16 protein-coding genes are annotated in these 18,600 nt (G+C 55.7%); 15 read left to right on the plus strand and 1 reads right to left on the minus strand.

Features of this window, described 5'->3' with window-relative positions:
- The first annotated feature begins 125 nt into the window (after positions 1-125).
- From ACYVGU_RS07670 to groL, 14 genes are all read left to right on the plus strand, one after another.
- Positions 126-863 (plus strand): protein phosphatase 2C domain-containing protein, encoded by a 738-nt coding sequence (locus tag ACYVGU_RS07670; RefSeq protein WP_460621565.1) that lies wholly within the window; start codon positions 126-128, stop codon positions 861-863.
- Positions 864-956: 93 nt separating this feature from the next.
- Positions 957-1,637 carry a uracil-DNA glycosylase family protein gene (locus ACYVGU_RS07675; RefSeq protein WP_460621566.1) on the plus strand — a complete coding sequence of 227 codons (681 nt, stop codon included), beginning with the start codon at positions 957-959 and terminating at the stop codon, positions 1,635-1,637.
- An 84-nt stretch (positions 1,638-1,721) separates the two neighbouring features.
- On the plus strand, positions 1,722-2,822 hold the full coding sequence (locus ACYVGU_RS07680) for a Nif3-like dinuclear metal center hexameric protein (RefSeq protein ID WP_460621567.1): 1,101 nt from the start codon (positions 1,722-1,724) through the stop codon (positions 2,820-2,822).
- Positions 2,812-3,561: a zinc ribbon domain-containing protein gene (locus tag ACYVGU_RS07685; protein WP_460611686.1), complete on the plus strand. Its 750-nt coding sequence runs from the start codon at positions 2,812-2,814 to the stop codon at positions 3,559-3,561. The genes ACYVGU_RS07680 and ACYVGU_RS07685 overlap by 11 nt, the downstream gene beginning before the upstream one ends.
- A gap of 57 nt (positions 3,562-3,618) precedes the next feature.
- A complete protein-coding gene (locus ACYVGU_RS07690) occupies positions 3,619-5,181 on the plus strand; it encodes a tetratricopeptide repeat protein (protein WP_460621568.1) in 1,563 nt (520 codons plus the stop codon).
- A 101-nt stretch (positions 5,182-5,282) separates the two neighbouring features.
- Positions 5,283-6,554, plus strand: coding sequence for an aminodeoxychorismate synthase component I (pabB, locus tag ACYVGU_RS07695; RefSeq protein WP_460621569.1), 1,272 nt, complete (start codon positions 5,283-5,285; stop codon positions 6,552-6,554).
- A gap of 185 nt (positions 6,555-6,739) precedes the next feature.
- On the plus strand, positions 6,740-8,200 hold the full coding sequence (miaB, locus tag ACYVGU_RS07700) for a MiaB/RimO family radical SAM methylthiotransferase (protein WP_460621570.1): 1,461 nt from the start codon (positions 6,740-6,742) through the stop codon (positions 8,198-8,200).
- Between the two features lie 26 nt (positions 8,201-8,226).
- Entirely contained in the window at positions 8,227-8,643 is a 417-nt protein-coding gene (locus ACYVGU_RS07705) for a hypothetical protein (protein WP_460621571.1), read from the plus strand.
- A gap of 44 nt (positions 8,644-8,687) precedes the next feature.
- Positions 8,688-10,016, plus strand: a complete 1,329-nt coding sequence (locus ACYVGU_RS07710; protein ID WP_460621572.1) for a sigma-54 interaction domain-containing protein — start codon at positions 8,688-8,690, stop codon at positions 10,014-10,016.
- Positions 9,997-10,530 carry an LptE family protein gene (locus tag ACYVGU_RS07715; protein ID WP_460621573.1) on the plus strand — a complete coding sequence of 178 codons (534 nt, stop codon included), beginning with the start codon at positions 9,997-9,999 and terminating at the stop codon, positions 10,528-10,530. The genes ACYVGU_RS07710 and ACYVGU_RS07715 overlap by 20 nt, the downstream gene beginning before the upstream one ends.
- A 158-nt stretch (positions 10,531-10,688) precedes the next feature.
- Entirely contained in the window at positions 10,689-12,185 is a 1,497-nt protein-coding gene (locus ACYVGU_RS07720) for a hypothetical protein (protein ID WP_460621574.1), read from the plus strand.
- On the plus strand, positions 12,186-12,605 hold the full coding sequence (gene secG / locus ACYVGU_RS07725) for a preprotein translocase subunit SecG (RefSeq protein WP_460621575.1): 420 nt from the start codon (positions 12,186-12,188) through the stop codon (positions 12,603-12,605). It abuts the gene before it with no gap.
- 343 nt (positions 12,606-12,948) lie between these two features.
- On the plus strand, positions 12,949-13,239 hold the full coding sequence (groES, locus tag ACYVGU_RS07730) for a co-chaperone GroES (RefSeq protein ID WP_045687497.1): 291 nt from the start codon (positions 12,949-12,951) through the stop codon (positions 13,237-13,239).
- A gap of 40 nt (positions 13,240-13,279) precedes the next feature.
- The gene (gene groL / locus ACYVGU_RS07735) at positions 13,280-14,926 is read left to right on the plus strand and encodes a chaperonin GroEL (protein WP_460611678.1); all 1,647 of its coding nucleotides are present in this window, start codon (positions 13,280-13,282) and stop codon (positions 14,924-14,926) included.
- A gap of 259 nt (positions 14,927-15,185) precedes the next feature.
- Here groL and ACYVGU_RS07740 read toward each other — a convergent pair whose 3' ends face one another.
- The gene (locus ACYVGU_RS07740; RefSeq protein ID WP_460621576.1) at positions 15,186-16,610 is read right to left on the minus strand and encodes a peptide MFS transporter; all 1,425 of its coding nucleotides are present in this window, start codon (positions 16,608-16,610) and stop codon (positions 15,186-15,188) included.
- A gap of 258 nt (positions 16,611-16,868) precedes the next feature.
- Between ACYVGU_RS07740 and pckA the strand changes: the two genes are divergently transcribed.
- Entirely contained in the window at positions 16,869-18,482 is a 1,614-nt protein-coding gene (gene pckA / locus ACYVGU_RS07745) for a phosphoenolpyruvate carboxykinase (ATP) (protein ID WP_460621577.1), read from the plus strand.
- Positions 18,483-18,600: the final 118 nt, after the last annotated feature.

Genomic DNA, 18,600 nt, shown 5'->3' on the forward strand with positions numbered 1-18,600 from the left:
AAGAGACGAGCGTACCAGGAAATTTCCGTTCAATTCGTCGGCAAACCCAGATATTTGCCGCATTCCACAGCCTCCTCCGAGTTTTATTTGCTACTGCAGTAGCCCAGGCTGTGGCCTGACGGATTATGCGAATCTATCAACTACTAAAAATCGGGCGCTACCATTCTGATTTTTGCGAAGACTTTACCCTGGTGCTGAAGCAGGGAGAAAACAAGCTGGTATGCGCCGTAATGGATGGGTGCACGATGGGCCAGGAAAGTCATTTTGCGGCTACTTTGATGGCTAAAATCATCCGGAAGGTAATTAAGGAGCGGCAGTACCACGAATTTTACGGCAGCATTTCCGCTGATCTTTCCCTCCAAGAGGAGTTACATGATATTTTGGCCGCCGTGTTTCTGGAATTCAGAAATATGAAAAGCCAATTGCTGCTGGATACCTCGGAACTGCTCACTACGCTGGTGCTAGGGCTTATTAACGCGAGCACCCAAGAGGTGTATGGCCTAGCCATCGGGGATGCTACCGTTGCCATAAATGGCCAGCTCATTCGCTTTGAGCAGGATAATACGCCTGACTATCTCGCTTATCACTTGGGTCAGGACTTCGAAAAGTGGTATGGGAAGCAGAAGCAGTTTTTTCAGGCAACCGCTTGCACTGATGTAAGCCTGGCTACCGATGGCATTGACAGCTTCCAAAACCTGGATTCCGTCGCTTCTGACCCAATTAATGTAGCCCGCTACCTCCTCATCGACCAAGAGCTTTGTGAGCGGGACGAGATGCTCAATATCAAGACCAAACGCCTGGAGAACCGTCACTCTCTTTCACCAACCGATGATGTAGCCATTGTCCGGGTAATGCTCGGATGAGTCTTTTGGTGTTCAGGAAGAGGGTAAGCAACAGGGCGGCAGAGCATATTTTACCGTAGAGCTGAACTGCCTAGTACCATCTCGTGCCCTCGTATGTTCTCCGACCGCCTGTTTCGCTTTCTCACTGAGTTTCCTCTGCCTGCTGCTTTGCCCGAAGGGGTGGAAGCGTATAGTCCGTTCCAAGATCCTACGCCGCGCGGCTTGTTTCAGCAGTTTGCGCAGCGCTACTATACTGGCAATCAGCCGCGTATTGCGTTACTAGGCATTAATCCGGGCCGACTAGGCAATGGGCGCACCGGCGTGGCCTTCACCGACCCCACGGCCCTAGCAGCCTGGGGCATCCACAACGAGTTGCCGCGCCGCCGGGAACCATCCAGTGAGTTTGTGCAGGCCGTGGTGCTAGCCATGGGCGGGCCGGAAGCCTTCTATCAGCAGTTTTTCCTGGGCTCCCTGTACCCGCTGGTGTTGCTGCGCAACGGGCTGAACTACAATTTTTATGATTCGCCGGCCGTCACGCAGGCGCTGTGGCCCGCTATTAAGACGGGGCTTCAGCAGCAAGTGACGCAGGTGGGGCTGGCGCGCCATGCGGCCATCTGCCTGGGCCGGCGCAACGGGCTGTATTTCACGAAGCTCAATCAGGAACTTCAGCTCTTTGATCAGATCCATATCCTGGACCACCCTAGGTACCTGATGCAGTACAAGCGCCGGGCCTTGACCGAAAATGTAGCGCGCTATGTGGAGATGTTACATAGGGTGAGCAGCAACAACGCATAAGGTTAAGACTTGGGCGCCACTGCTGCTTTCCGGATTTATTCCCCACATTCCGCACATTTGCCCTGCTTACTAGCCCCATACCCCATGCCAACCGTCCAAGACCTTGCCCGCGTGCTGGAGCGGGCCGCTCCCCTGGCCTACCAAGAATCATATGATAACGCCGGCCTGCAGTGCGGCGACCCCGCCATGGAAATACGCGGCGTACTGATTGCTCTTGACTGCACGCCGGCGGTAGTAGATGAAGCCCTGCGCCGGGGCTGCAATGTGGTAGTGGCGCATCATCCGGTGGTATTTCGGCCGCTTAAACGCCTGACGGGAGCTAGTGAGGTAGAGCAAACGCTTATCAAGGCCATCAAAAACGATGTGGCCATTTACGCCGCCCATACCAACCTCGATAATATATACCACGGCGTAAACCGCAAGCTCGCCGAGAAGCTGGGCCTGCAAAACCTGCGCATCCTTGACCCGAAGCCGGCTTTACTGGCCAAGCTCATCACCTACGTGCCCACCACGCACACTGAGGCCGTGCTCCAAGCGCTCTACCAGGCCGGGGCGGGGCAGGTAGGCAACTACTCGGAGTGCAGTTTCCGCTCCGAAGGCATGGGCACCTTCACGCCAGGCGCGGCCACTGCCCCTTTTATTGGGCAACCCGGACAGCCCGAGCTGGTGCGCGAGGACCGGGTGGAAATACTGCTACCCCTCCACCAGCAAGCAACCGTGCTGCGGGCCCTGCGCGGCGCTCACCCCTATGAAGAGGTAGCGTATGAAGTAGTGAAGCTCGAAAATCTGCACCAGGAAGTAGGCTCCGGAATGATAGGGGAACTACCCGAAGCTCTGAGCCCGCAGCAGTTTCGGCAGCAGCTGAAGCACGCGTTGCTAGTGCCCGTGGTAAAACACACTGCCTTCGAGCGTCCCATTAAGAAAGTGGCGCTATGCGGCGGAGCCGGTAGTTTCCTGATCAGTAACGCCCGCCGCGCCGGGGCCGATGCCTACGTAACCGGCGACCTGAAATACCACGAATATTTCGGGGCTGAGGGCCAGCTACTGCTCTGCGATGTGGGCCACTTTGAAAGTGAGCAGTTTACCGGCGAAATTTTTCAGAATTTGCTTGCCGACAACTTTGGGAGTACTTTTGCGCTCTTAATTGCTGAGACTTTTACCAACCCCGTCCGTTATGATTTCTAATCCCTCCGCGGAAACCCCCGTTGCCAGTAAGCTGGAAGCCCTTCTGAATTTGCAGCGCATTGACTCGCAACTGGATGAAATCCGGCGTGTGCGCGGCGACCTGCCCGAAGAAGTTCGGGACCTGGAGGACGAAATTGCCGGGTACGAGGTTCGGGTAGGCAAATTCGACGAGGAAATCGCCTCCCTTAACGACCAGATCAAGCAGCGCAAGCAAAACGCTAAAGACGCGGATGGCCTGATTAAGCGTTACGAAGATCAGCAGACCAACGTACGCAACAACCGTGAGTACGAGGCTATTGCCAAGGAAATCGAGCTGCAGAAGCTGGAAATTCAGATTTCGGAAAAGAAAATCAAAGAAGCGCAGTACCAGATTGAGCTGAAGAACAACGAAATCAGCGGTACCAAGCAGCGTCTGGAAGAGCGCAAAAAGGACCTCGACAACAAGAAGGTAGAGCTGCAAACCATTGTAGGTGAAAGCGAAGCCGATGAGAAGACGCTCATGGATGAGCGCTCTAGCGCAGTGAAGCCCGTGGAAGAGCGCCTTTTGATGGCGTATACCCGTATCCGGGGCAACGTACGCAACGGTTTGGCCGTGGTAACGGTAAAGCGTGACGCCTGCGGTGGCTGCTTTAACACGGTGCCGCCCCAGCGCCAGGCCGATATCATTGCCCACAAGAAAATTATCGTGTGCGAGCACTGCGGCCGCGTGCTGGCCGATGTAGAAGCCCGCATTGCGTAAGTTTTTGCCCTAGCAACTTTAAAAAAGAACGGCCCTAGGGCCGTTCTTTTTTTGCTTATGATAGTTTCTGCCGAACCTGCCGTACGCCTTTTTCCTGCGTTGCCCCGCGTCGGGCGGAGGGCAGCGTTACATGGGTGGGGCTTGGTAGTGCTACTAGCCCTGAGTGTAAGCAACAGCTTAAGTGCGTTGCCCTTAGCAACGCGTGAGTTTGAAGCGGGCGCCAAATTCAGCCTTACTCCTACCCAGGCTCGCGCTTATGCGGAAGTGCTGAAGATGCGGCCCGAGGCAGCCCGCACCGCACTTCGGGGGGCAGATGCCACCGCTGCTGGCACACTGCTGGTACAAGACTGCCTGGCCATTACGGAACTGCTTGTCAGTCAAGATGCAGCTCGCTATGAGGGAACGGTTGCAGCCCAGGACCAACGCTTGAAGACTCTGGAAAAATCGTCGGAGGCAAGCGCCTTACGCGACTATGCCCAGGCCGAAATTCGGTTGCATCAGGCAGCAGCGCAGGTGGTGTTCGGCCACGAAGTGCAGGGCGCCTGGAGCTTGCGCCAAAGCTACCTGCACATGCAGCAGGTGGTGCGCCACTACCCTAGTTACTTGCCGGCCCGCAAAACACTGGGCATGATGCAGTTCTTCATCGGTTCACTTCCCGAGTCGTACCGCTGGTTTCTTAAGTTGCTAGGGTTGCCGGGTAGCGTAACCGCCGGGCTGCACAACCTGCGCCTGGCCGCTACCCAGCCCAACGACTTCCAGCTGGAAGCCAGCCTGATTCTGGCTCTGCTGGAAGAAACTTACTACAAACAGCCCGAGGCGGCGCTAAAGCTAGTAGAGACACTACGCCACCAGCAACCCGACAACTTGCTGCTGAGCTACTTAGTTATCAGTCAGCATAAAAAGCAACACCACACCGATGCAGCATTGGCAGCGTATCGGGCCCGGCCTAACGGACCTGGCTATCTGCCGCTGCCCTACCTGCACCACATGGCCGCCGACCTGCTACTGTATCAGGGGCAGTATGCGGCCTCTCTAAGGGCAAACCAGCTGTTTTTGCAAGAGTACAAGGGCCAGCATTACCGTAAGGACGCCGCTTTCAAGCTCTATCTGGCCGCCTGGCTCAGTGGGGATTCAAATGCGGCCGAGCAGTACCGCCGCACCATTGCGCCGCGGGGCCGCACGGTGCTGGAGGAAGACAACTATGCGCAGCGGTTTTTTTCTGACAATCTGCCCCTGAACAAGCACCTTACGCTGGCTCGCCTCCAAATTGATGGCGGATACTACAGCAAAGCCCTAACTACCCTGCAAAGCTTCCGGCCAATGGTCTCCACACCCCTACGCGACCGGCTAGAAGAACCCTATCGGCGGGCCCGGGCTTGGCACCTGCTCGGTAGGCTGGACTCGGCGCGCCTGTTTTATGCCCAAACCATTGCGCGGGCCGGTACGGCGCCGTATTATTTTGCGCCCCAGTCGGCGCTGCAGTTAGGCTACCTCTACCAGGCTGAAGGACAAAACAATACGGCTAGATCCTATTTCCAGAAAGCGCTTTCCTATTCCAAACACGAATACAAAAACAGCACCGATACAAAAGCTAAACTGGCCTTAAAGGAGTTGGAGTAACCAGTTGACCTGGGGAAGCTGCTTAGCCACCGCGGTTTCACCTTGCAGCCGGGCTAGTACTTGGCCTGTATTACGCCGCCGGCCCATTGTACCTTTGCTTCGTGCTCACCATTCCGTTCACCGACCTTCCCGCCCAGTTTAGCGCAAAAGCCCTGCAGTGGGCCGCTGGCTTTCCGCATTGCGCCTACTTTGAACCCAACGACCTCTCCTATCCGCACGGCCCGTTTTCGAGGCTACTTGCGGTAGCGGAGCAAGCCCCGGCCGCACCAGCTACCCTAGCGGAGCTCCAGCAGTGGGTTCCTACGAAAGAAGAGAATGCGCCCGCCTGTGGCTTCATCACCTACGATGTTAAAAACGAGATTGAGGCCCTGCACAGCGCTAATTTCTCTGGTTTTAACTGGCCCCAACTGCACTTCTTCACGCCTACCACGTGGCTGTATTGGCGCGAAACTACACTTGAAATCCACGCACCGGAGCCGGCGGTCGTACTGCGCCAGATTCAGGACCTGCCACTATCTGTGGTGGCGGCCCCGACGGTACCGGCCATGCAGTCCCGCATGTCGCGCCCCGCATATTTGGCTGCGGTGCAGGCCGTGCAGGAAGACATTCTGAACGGCGAAGTGTACGAGCTTAACCTGTGCCAAGAGTTCTTCGCGGAGAACGTACACCTGAACCCAGTTGACGTTTTCCTGCAGCTCCAGGAGGCCTCGCCTACTCCTTTCGCGGGCTTTTACCGTCACCACGACCATTTCCTGCTGTGTGCCTCTCCGGAGCGCTTTCTGCGACGGCAAGGCAATACGCTGCTTTCCCAGCCCATCAAAGGCACCATTCGGCGCGGCGCTACCTCTGAGGCGGATGGGCAACAACGTCTTACGCTGCTGCAGGATGAAAAAGAACGCGCCGAAAACCTGATGATTGTGGACCTGGTGCGCAACGATCTGGCCCGCGTGGCACTGACCGGCACCGTGCAGGTTCCGGAGCTGTTTGGCCTCTACCCGTTCCGCCACGTGTGGCAAATGATTTCTACGGTCCAGGCTCAGGTTCGGCCCGAAGCCGACCTAGTAGACATCCTGCGCGCCGCCTTCCCGATGGGCTCGATGACCGGGGCCCCAAAAATCAGGGCCATGCAGCTGATTGAGCAGTATGAGCACACCCGGCGCGGCCTCTACAGCGGTAGCATCGGGTATGTGCTGCCCAACGGCGACTTCGATTTCAATGTAGTGATACGAAGCCTGCAGTACCGGCAAGATACCGGCTACCTCTCCTTCCAGGTCGGCTCGGCCATCACCTACGACTCGGTGCCGGAGCGTGAGTACGAAGAATGCCTGCTCAAAGCCCAGGCGCTGCTGGAAGTACTAAGGGTAAAATTGTGAGTAAGTGCCGGAAGGGGTTTGCGGTTTCGGCAGGCCTAGCCAGATGCTAAACAGGCCAGCTTCTGCTTTCACTTGCCCATAATTTCACTTGTACGCTCTTCTGACATTCTGTCATTTTCAGCCTAAAACAGCTACCTTTGCTGTTCTCTGAATCGTGATGCTGCTGTCTCTTTGAGGCCTTTCCCATGTCCCAACCGCTGATTACTCTCGACTTTCTCGATACCCCTGCGCTGCCCACGCCCGCCGTTGATGCCGCCACGCACGAACACGAGCCCTCGGGCGAGGTACGCGTGAATCCGGCTACCCGCACGGGCCGCACCCGAAAGCTGTACATTGAAAGCTACGGCTGCCAGATGAACTTCTCCGACTCCGAAATCGTGTCGAGCATTCTGTTTGAGCAGGGCTTTGACACTACTGAGGAGCTAGAAGGTGCTGATTTGGTACTGCTCAATACCTGCTCCATCCGGGAAAAGGCCGAGCAGACAGTCCGCATGCGCCTCTCCCAGATTAACAGCCATAAAAAGCGCAACCCCGGCCTGCTGGTGGGTGTGCTGGGCTGCATGGCCGAGCGCTTGAAAAGCAAGTTTCTGGAAGAAGAAAAACTGGTAGACCTGGTAGTGGGCCCCGATGCCTACCGCGACCTACCCCAGCTGATTCAGCAGGTTGATGGCGGGCAAAAAGCCGTGAACGTGCTGCTCAGCCGCGAAGAAACCTATGCCGACATCACGCCCGTGCGCCTGAACAGCAACGGTATTACGGCTTTCATTAGCATCATGCGTGGCTGCGACAACATGTGTTCCTTCTGCGTGGTGCCCTTCACCCGGGGTCGCGAGCGGAGCCGCGATGCACACAGCGTTGTGCAGGAAGCCCGCGATTTGGTGGCGCAAGGCTACAAAGAAGTTACGCTGCTGGGCCAGAACGTTGACTCCTACAAATGGGCTAGTGAAGATGGCTCCGAGCACGTCAACTTTGCCCAGTTGCTGGAGCGCGTGGCCCTCATCAGCCCCGAGCTGCGCGTCCGCTTCTCCACGTCCCACCCCAAGGACATCACCGACGAGGTGCTGTATACCATGGCGCGGTACGAGAACATCTGCAAGTACATCCATTTGCCGGCCCAAAGCGGCAACACTAGGGTGCTGAAGCTCATGAACCGCACTTACGACCGGCCCTGGTATGAGGAGCGCGTGCAAGCCATCCGCCGCATCCTCGGCGAAGACTGCGCCATCAGCACCGATATGATTTCGGGCTTTTGCTCGGAAACGGAAGAAGAACACCAGGACACGCTGAGCCTGATGGAGCTGGTGAAGTACGACATGGCCTACATGTTCTTCTACTCGGAGCGCCCCGGCACCCTAGCCGCTCGCAAGCTGGAGGATGACATTCCGCTGGACGTGAAAAAGCGCCGCCTAGCTGAGGTGATTGCCTTGCAACAGGAGCATAGCCGCTTGCGCAACTTGCGGGGGGTAGGCAAAGTGCATAAAGTACTGGTAGAGAACTTCTCGAAGCGCAGCCTAGAGCACCTCAGCGGCCGCAACAGCCAGAATCAGGTTGTTATCTTCCCCCGCAAGCACTACAAGAAAGGCGACTACGTAGAGGTGCTCGTGCACGAATCCACGACCAATACGCTCCTTGGCGAAGCACTATAGGGTAAGCACCGCCATTCCGGAAATCTATGCTACCTGCCAACGCGCAAATTCTTCACAAATGGGATACTCCCTGCGCAGAGGCTCCGGAGCTGTACTTCCATCAGTTGCTCAATTCAGGCGAACAATTTCGCTTTTCGGTAACAGACCAGAAAGCAGTGTATGAGTTTCATTTTGAAAAGATTGGCCCGTATCAAGTGGCTGACGAAGCACATGTAGCGGTTTATCAAACACCGGACTATCAAACGCTTGATAACGGCACGAGCAAGTTCTGGACCTATACCGTTGTTGGGTCACCTTGGGCAGCCTTGTTTAATCAGGCGCTTCTGGAGCTTTACTTCATCAGCTATACTCATTATTGTATTATGACCTATGATGGCTGCCTCGACATTCTGGCTGCCCAGCCACCAACTATTTCAGTGGTGAAACTACCACCCGTAAAATAAACTGCTCCACTTTTCGTCTTTCCCACGAAAACCTACTTCCGACCTTGACTCCTTCCGAAATACAATCAATTAAACAACGGTTCAGCATCATCGGTAATGCGCCGTCGCTGAATTACGCTATCCAGGTGGCCGCGCAGGTGGCCCCTACGGATATGACGGTGCTGATTACTGGCGAGAGTGGTTCTGGCAAGGAGTCGTTTTCGAAGATTATTCATGCCCTTTCGCCCCGCAAACACGGCCAGTTCATCGCCATCAACTGCGGTGCTATTCCGGAGGGCACGATTGACTCAGAGCTATTTGGCCACGAGAAGGGCTCGTTTACTGGTGCTCAGGAGGCCCGCAAAGGCTATTTCGAGGTGACCAATGGCGGCACCATTTTCCTGGATGAGATTGGGGAAATGCCGCTCGGCACGCAGGCGCGCCTGTTGCGCGTGCTGGAAAATGGGGAGTTCATTCGGGTTGGTTCCTCCAAAGTACAGAAGACCGATGTGCGCGTGGTGGCCGCTACCAACGTGAACCTCTTGGATGCTGTGCGCGAAGGACGCTTCCGCGAAGACCTCTATTACCGCCTGAACACGGTGCCCATTACGGTTCCACCATTACGTGAACGAGGCGACGATATCTACTTACTGTTTAGAAAGTTTGCTACCGATTTTGCTGATCGTTACCGCGTAAAGCCGATCAGCCTTTCCCCGGATGCGGTGCAGGAGTTGCAGCGCTTTCGGTTTCCCGGCAACATCCGCCAGCTCAAGAATGTGGCCGAGCAGATGTCGGTGCTGGAGACCGACCGCGAGGTAGACTCGCGCCGCTTGCGCGGCTACCTACCTGCCGATCAAAGTAGCCGCCTACCCATGCTGGTGCACGCCGCCGGCTCCGCCACCGATGGAGCCGGCAATGCCTACTCCGAGCGTGACCTCTTGTACAAGGTGCTGTTTGATATGCGCCGCGATATGACCGACCTGAAAAAGCTGGTGCTGGACTTGGCCGGCGGACAGCGGCCGCACGAAACGCAGGAGCTGCTGCGCCAGAACAGCCATCTTTTCTCCAGCGTGAACGTGGCCCCCTACGAAGGCCCGGCGGGCCGCCCCCTGCGTCAGGCTTCACCGGACGGCAACTCGGAATACATCCTAAATTCGCGCGATTTGAGCATGGATGATGCGACGGATTATGAGGAGGAAGAGGTGCAGCGTGTAGAAGACATTCCGCACGAAACGGAAGAGGAAACCCTTTCCCTGGAAGCCAAGGAGAAGGAAATGATTATCAAAGCCCTCAAAAAGCACAATAACAAGCGTAAGTATGCCGCTCACGATTTAGGCATTTCGGAGCGCACCCTCTACCGCAAACTAAAGCAGTATGACCTGGAACAAGCGTAATTGGATAGGTGGGCTCCTGCTCCTGTTGGTATTACCCCTCTTTAGTGGCTGCGGCATCTATTCCTTTAGCGGTACTAATATTGATCCGTCGGTCGAGACGATATCCATAGCCACCTTCGCCAATAACGCCAACAACGGCCCTTCCTTTCTGGCGCAGCGCTTTACGGAGGATTTCAAGGACTATTTCCAGCGCAACACTACCCTGAAACTGGTACCCCGCGACGGCGACCTACAGTTTGAAGGTCAGATCATTGCCTATGATTTTGCCCCCGCCGCCATTCAGCAGCAGAACGGACAAGACCAGGCCGGCGCCAACCAGCTCACCATTCAGGTGCGGGTAAAATTCACGAACAGCAAAGACCCGAAGCAGGACTTCGAGCAGACACTGCAAACTACCCGCCCCTTCCCCGCCACCCGCGACATTACCAGCATTAACAACGACCCGACGGCTCTGCGGGAGCTATTTCGCAACATCATTACGGATGCATTCAACAAGTCGGTAGCCAACTGGTAGCACGTTAAAAACTCAGAACAGAAGCTCATTATTTCCCGCTGTGCTTCTTTGATCTGGCGCGAAATTGCCAAGATTACAATCGGTTTCCTGCCTAAATTCACGCACCTTTGTCGCCCCTGTTTTACTAGGCAGGCTTCACTTCTAAAGTACCCTTTTCAATGACCCGCGCGTCGCTCTTACACATCCTGGACCATGTAAACGGAATTTCGGAAGCCGAAGTCCGGGAGCTGGAACAGCTGGCGGCCGCGTTTCCGTATTGCCAAACTGCGCACATGCTGCTGGCCAAAGCTGCCCACGACCGGGGCAGCATGCTCGCCAGCCAGCGCCTGCGCCGGGCCGCCACCTACGCGCCCGACCGGGAGTTGCTGCGCCAGCTGCTGGAGCAAACGGCGGCCCCCGTCCCTACCGTTGAAGCCGCTCCGGAGCAGCCCCTTAGTGCACCCGAAAAAGCAGTAGCCTCCGTAGCGGCAGCCATTCCGGCCGCTCCAATTGTGGCTGAACCAGCTACCATAGTTACTACCCCCGAGCAGGAGCCAAACCTATTTGAGGCAGTTGCCTCCGATTCAGTAGCTAGCGCGGAGACAATCACCGACACGGAGCCTGAGGCAACATATAACGACACGGGCGTTCAGATTACTGATCCTGAGCCGGTTGAACAGGTAACAGAAGAGCCACAAATTTCGGAAAGTGTAAATCCGCTAGCCCTTTCTTCCTCTGAAACCGAGACGTCCGAAGAAGAACCAACGGTTATAACCCTCACAGAGCACAGTGCACTTCCAGAGGCAAACGAGGAGCTCGCAGACTTCCCAACCGAAGAGCACCTAGCAGATCTTCCTGGTGCTACGCCTGTTGAATCTGAGGTTGAAGTTGCAACTGATGCACAGACATCGGATGAGCTTTCGATAGTGCTTCCCGGCCACGAGACACTAGCCCCTGCTACTTCCGAAACCTCAGCGCCGACGACGGAGAGCATTACGTTAGAGCAGGATAGTGAGAAGCAAGCAGCCGATGACGATATACTGCCTGCTATGGCGCCGCCTATTCGGCCGCCTGCTGAAGCAGGTATTTCCCGCTTTGAATTTGGCTTGACTGAGCCGGCCCTACCGGAGCCTTCCAGCTATCAGTTGCCTGAACTGAGCGAAGACCCAGATAGTCTGGAGGCGCTACCCAGTGTTATCAAGGACATTCCGATTCCGATAGTAACGGCGCCGTTTCATGCCGATGAGGACCTAGGCTACGCCTTGGCCGCCGGCAGCCGGCTGGGCTACGACCTGCAACCGCACGACGGGTTTACGCTCGATCTGCCCTTGACCACTTTCTTCGAGCCCGATGCACTGCTGCTGGCCCATATGGCCGCACACCGTCCAAAACCGAAGGCGTCGTCGCTGGACTTGATTAACCGCTTTCTGACCAACAAGCCTCGCATCAAATCGCCCGCCGGTGTGCCACTGCCCGCCGATGAGCAAACCGATTTATCAGTGCGCAGCACCAGCGTAGCTCCCGCGCTGGCCTCTGAAAGTCTGGCCAAAATCATGGTGCGCCAGGGCAAGAAGGATAAAGCTATTGAAATATATGAGCGCCTAATGGAGCGTCAGCCCGAAAAAAAGGCGTATTTTGCCGAGCAAATTCAACAACTGCAACAACTTTCCGAGTAGATGTACTACGCTCTTATTGCCCTGATTCTTTTCATTTGCCTGCTGCTGGCGTTAGTAGTATTGGCCCAAAACCCCAAAGGCGGTGGAATTTCCAGCCAATTTGGCGCTGGCGGTGCTGCTCAGCTCATGGGCGTGAAGCGCACCGGCGACTTGCTGGAAAAGCTCACCTGGGGCTTCGCTATTGCTCTCATGGTACTTAGCTTGGGCACGCACATCGTTGGCGGTGCCTCTGAAAACGGTCCGATCCGGAGCGTTAACCAGCAGAAAGCCCTCGAAACCCGTATTCCAGCTACACCTGCTCCGGGTGCTACGCTTCCGGGTGCTCCGGCAGCCCCAGGCGCTGGCGCTCCAGCAGCTACTCCTCAGGCGGCTCCGGGCACCGCTCCGGCTACCCAGCCTGCACCGGCTCCGGCCCAGTAAGTAACACGTTATCTTCGGCATACAAGCCGGTAGTTCCTTTTGCAGGAGCTACCGGCTTTTTGCTGTAGCGGCATCCAAGGCAAGGCAGGCATTAGGTACGTAGAATGCCCGAATTTTCATCTGCATTAACTTAACTAGTCCTACCTATTGGGCGTAATAGCGGCGCGGGCTACCGACCAAGGAAATGCATATTCTGACATTCCTGACAGGGTTACGGTGCAAATCTGACGTTTAGCTGGCGGTTAGGCGTCCATTCTGTCAGGTTTCTGCTAGCTGGCACAAGAAGTGTAGCACCGCATGCACCGTCTTACTACAAGTAAACCTTTCAACCAAAACGTACAATATGTCGCTTAGCATCAAACCGCTGGCTGACCGCGTTATCATCGCGCCGGCCGCTGCCGAGGAGAAAACCAAATCGGGTATTATCATCCCCGACACGGCCAAGGAAAAACCCCAGCGTGGCGAAGTAGTTGCCGTAGGCGAAGGGAAAGTTGCCGATAACGGCACTACCATCAAGCCGCAGGTAAAAGCCGGCGACCAAGTGCTGTATGGCAAATATGCCGGCACTGAAATCACCGTAGATGGCCAGGACTACCTCATCATGAAGGAGTCAGACATCTTCGCCGTACTGTAAGCTTTTCTCTCCTCTCTGATTTCCACTATCCGAACCCAAGATGGCTAAGAACATCCAATTCGATACCGATGGCCGCGACAAGCTGAAGCGCGGCGTTGATAAACTAGCAAACGCAGTGAAGGTAACCCTGGGTCCGAAAGGCCGCAACGTGGTTATCGACAAGAAATTCGGCGCCCCCACCATCACCAAAGACGGTGTGACGGTAGCTAAAGAAATTGAACTGAGCGACCCGGTTGAAAACATGGGCGCCCAGTTGGTAAAAGAAGTAGCCAGCAAAACCGCCGACCAGGCTGGTGACGGCACTACGACTGCTACCGTGCTGGCCCAGGCTATCTACGCTGCCGGCTCGAAGAACGTAGCTGCTGGTGCTAACCCCATGGACCTGAAGCGTGGTATCGACAAGGCGGTGAAAGCCGTTGTGGAGAACCTGAAGCAGCAGTCGAAGAAGATTGAAAACTCTTCAGAAATTGCGCAGGTAGGCGCTATTTCGGCCAACAACGACATGGAAATCGGCAAAATGATTGCTGATGCCATGGACAAGGTTGGCAAAGAAGGTGTTATCACGGTAGAAGAAGCTCGCGGCACTGAAACCGAAGTAAAAACGGTGGAAGGCATGCAGTTCGATCGTGGCTACCTCTCTCCTTACTTCGTGACCAACCCGGAGAAAATGGAGGCGGAGTTTGACAACCCCTACATCCTGATCTACGACAAGAAGGTGAGCACCATGAAGGAGCTGCTGCCCGTACTGGAGCAGGTAGTTCAGACTGGTAAGCCCCTGGTTATCATCTCGGAAGATGTGGACGGCGAAGCTCTTGCCACTTTGGTAGTGAACAAGCTGCGTGGCTCGCTGAAAATTGCGGCCGTGAAGGCTCCTGGCTTCGGCGACCGTCGTAAGGCTATGCTGGAAGACATTGCCGTGCTGACGGGTGGTACCGTAATTTCAGAAGAGCGTGGCTACAAGCTCGACAGCGCTACGCTGGAGTACTTGGGTCAGGCCGAGAAAGTTATCATCGACAAAGACAACACGACCATCGTAAACGGCCGTGGTGAGAAAGACACGATTTCGGGCCGTATCAACGAAATCAAGTCTCAAATCGGCACCACTACTTCCGACTACGACAAGGAGAAACTGCAGGAGCGTCTGGCCAAGCTGTCGGGCGGTGTAGCTATCCTCTACATCGGTGCTTCTACGGAGGTAGAGATGAAAGAGAAGAAGGACCGCGTTGACGATGCTCTGCACGCTACTCGCGCTGCCGTTGAGGAAGGCGTAGTACCAGGTGGTGGCGTTGCGCTGGTGCGTGCGCTGGAGTCGTTGGAAGCTGTTGATACCCTGAACGGCGACGAGCGCACGGGTGTAAACATCATCCGGACGGCTATCGAAGCTCCGTTGCGTACCATCGTGGCCAACGCTGGTGGTGAAGGCTCAGTAGTGGTACAGAAAGTGCGCGAAGGCAAAGGTGACTTTGGCTACAACGCCCGCGAAGACCGCTACGAAAACCTGATGGCTGCTGGTATTCTTGACCCAACCAAAGTAACGCGTCTGGCCCTGGAAAATGCCGCTTCTATTGCTGGTCTGCTCCTGACCACCGAGTGCGTGATTTCGGATGAGCCGGAAGACGATAAAGGTGCTGCTGGTGCCGGTGGTGGCATGGGCGGTATGGGCGGCGGCATGGGTGGCATGATGTAATCATCCACTTGGCCAGCTGCGCTGACCTAGTAAAAATCCCCGCCGGACATTTGTCCGGCGGGGATTTTTCTTGTGTTGTTGTGCAGTAGCGGTTTATTACTCAGCGGCACCTAGTATTAGGAGGCTTATCTGAATGACAAGGGCCGGCTTACACAACGCTGCTTCCTGTTGCCGTAGAGTTACTAGCCTCTGTATACAAACAAAACGCCCCGCCGAACATGTGTTCAGTGGGGCGTTTTATGTGAAATGACAGACGAAATTAGCCGCGTCCGTGCATCATGTGGAAGAGCTTCTTGGCAATGGCAATCAGGATCAGGCCGGCCAGAATCACGAAGCCGGCAATCAGGCCGAATACCTTCAGAGCACCCAGTTCTTCAACGTAGGCGGCAATGTAGCCACCGGCGATTTGCGCCACGAAGGGGGCTAGGAACCACACGCCCATCAACATCGAGGTAAGCGCGGCCGGCGACAGACGCGACACCATGGAAAGGCCCACCGGTGACAGGCACAACTCGCCAATGGTATGGAAGAAATAAGTAGCAATCAGCCACCAGATGCTGGCTTTGATGGTTTGGTCGGCTACGTCGCCGCCGCGCTCCATTACGGCGCCCACCATGAACAGGAAGCCTACGCCCAGCAACACCATGCCCAATCCCATTTTCACGGGAATGCTCAAGTCTTTGCCACGGCGGCCCAGATACACCCACAGGGCTGCTACTGGTGCGCCCAGCAATACAATGAAGCCGGCATTTACAGACTGAAACCACGAAGTTGGAATCAGGAAGCTGCCAACTTCACGGTCGATAAACTTATCGGTATACAGCGTGAGGGAAGAACCGGCCTGCTCGAAACCAGCCCAGAAGAACACCACAAACAGCGTGATAATGAAGATTACGGCCATACGGTCGGTTTCTTCTTTGGTTAGCGGCGCTTTCGTTACCGTTTTGTCTTCGTTACGGCCCTCGGGGTACATGCCCACGTCGCCGAGATAGCGCTTGCCGAGCAGATTAAAGGCCAATTGGCCCAGCAACATGCCCACACCAGCGGCCAGGAAGCCGTAGCGGAAACCGTAACTAGCCACCTGCTCCACGCCGTTTACTACCGTTTTGGCGGCAAACAGGTCTTCGGCAAAGTAGCCGCACACCAGCGGGGCCAGGAAGGCGCCCGTGTTGATACCCATGTAGAAGATGGTAAACGCAGCATCCCGACGCGGGTCGCCTTGCTCGTACAGTTTTCCTACAATGGTCGAGATATTCGGCTTAAAGAAACCGTTGCCCAGAATCAGCATCGAAAGGCCAATGACCGTAGGCCAGGGCAGCCCAAAGAAAAACGCCTCCGTTGACAGAGCAGGCTGCATGAACAGGAAAAACTGCCCCAGCGCCATGGTCAGGCCTCCTATAAGGATAGCCCGCCGCTGCCCGATGTACTTGTCCGCAATCCAGCCCCCGATAATAGGGGTCAGGTACACGAAGCCCGTGAAGTAACCATAGATAAGGGAAGCGCTGGCAGCATCAATGCCCAAGCCACCTTCTATAGCCGTCTTCGAGAGGTAGAGCATGAGCAGGCCCCGCATACCGTAGTAGCTGAACCGTTCCCACATTTCCGTGAAGAACAAAAGATAGAGCCCCGGAGGATGCCCCTGCTGGGTACTAGGCTGCTCCTGAATAGCGGAGGTGGTTTGCATGAAAGGTGAATGAAAAGAAGTGATTGGGAAACACCCGCGGCTGCAACCGCATGGCAGGTTGGTAAAGCTACAAAAGTTTCCTAACCCTGTTGTGCTAACAAGCGTTAGGCCGAGTACCCGGCTTAGCTGATATGCGCCCCTAGCGAATTTTCGCTATTTTTTCACCCAAACGGTGCTCCCATCAGGTTTTTGTCTATTTTTGTTTCTTAATTCCCCCATTTCCCACCCAACCCCAACCCACGTTTTCGGCCCTTTTTTATGATGGACTCTGCCGCCAACGCCCGCCTCGCCCCTCTGGGTATTTCCCACGCTGCCCAGGTACACCTCAACCTCACCCCAGCCGAGCTGGTGGAAGAAGCTTTGCGCCGAGGCGAAGGCACTCTCACCGACACCGGCGCGCTTATGGCCGATACCGGTGCTTTCACCGGCCGCTCGCCCAAAGACCGCTTTGTGGTGAAAGACGCCAACACTGAAGACAGTGTATGGTGGGGCGACATTAACATTCCCTTCGACGCCGACAAGTTCGACCAGCTACACCTGAAAATGGTGAAGTATCTGGAAGACAAGGAGCTGTACGTGCGCGATGCCTACGCCGGGGCCAACCCCGATTATGAGCTAAAGCTGCGTATAGTGAACGAGCTAGCTTGGCACAACCTGTTCTGCTACAACATGTTCCTGCGCCCCAGCGAAGGAACCGACACCAGCTGGACGCCAGATTTCAGCATCATCTGCGCCCCCGGTTTTGAAGCCGACCCAGCCGTAGATGGTACCCGCCAGAAAAATTTCGCTATTCTAAACTTCACCAAGAAGATGATTCTGATTGGTGGCACCGGCTATGCGGGTGAGATGAAGAAGGGCATTTTTGGCGTGCTGAACTATCTGCTCCCCCACGAGCGCGAAACTCTGCCCATGCACTGCTCTGCCAACGTGGGCAAAGACGGTGACACGGCTATCTTCTTCGGCCTTTCCGGCACGGGCAAGACTACCCTCTCCGCCGACCCCAACCGCGGCCTGATTGGAGATGATGAGCACGGCTGGACACCTAATGCTGGTATTTTCAACTTTGAAGGTGGCTGCTACGCCAAGGTAATTGACCTGTCGGCGGAGAAAGAGCCGGAAATCTGGAATGCCATCAAGTTTGGCTCTATCGTGGAGAACACGCGCTTCGTGCCCGGCACCCACACGGTAGATTACGCTAACAAGTCGGTAACGGAAAACACCCGCACGGCTTATCCAATCAATTTCATTCCGAACGCCATTGAGCCCTCGGTAGCCGATGCGCCCAAGAATATTTTCTTCCTGACGGCCGATGCCTTTGGCGTATTGCCTCCTATCAGCAAGCTGGATAAGTGCCACGCCATGTACCACTTCATGTCGGGCTACACGGCGAAGGTAGCCGGTACTGAAATGGGCGTAACCGAGCCTCAAACTACTTTCTCGGCGTGCTTCGGCGCCGTGTTCCTGCCCCTGCACCCCACCAAGTACGCGGAAATGCTAGGCAAGAAAATGGACGAAAACGAGGTAAACGTATGGCTGGTAAACACCGGCTGGACGGGCGGCTCGTACGGCGTAGGCTCGCGCATGAAGCTTAGCTACACTCGGGCCATGATTACGGCTGCCCTCAACGGCGAGCTGAACGAGGTGGAGTTCCACAAGCACCCCGTCTTCGGGGTAGAAATTCCGACTTCCGTTCCTGGCGTACCGAGCGAAATTCTGGATCCGCGCGACACCTGGGCCAACAAAGAAGAGTATGACCACACAGCTGCCGATCTGGCGCAGAAGTTTGTGGCCAACTTTAAGAAATACGCCGATTACGCCAATGAAGAAATTCTGGCGGGCGCCCCCAAAGCAGAAGTAGCCGCCAGCGTTTAGTTGCTTTAGCTACCTGGTAAGATCCCTGCTGGTTTCGGTCAGCAGGGATTTTTGCTTTTTATCACAACTCTTGTATCTCATGCCCTAGCCCGCACAACAGGTGTTGCAGCCTGGGGTA

Source organism: Hymenobacter tenuis (assembly GCF_054780495.1).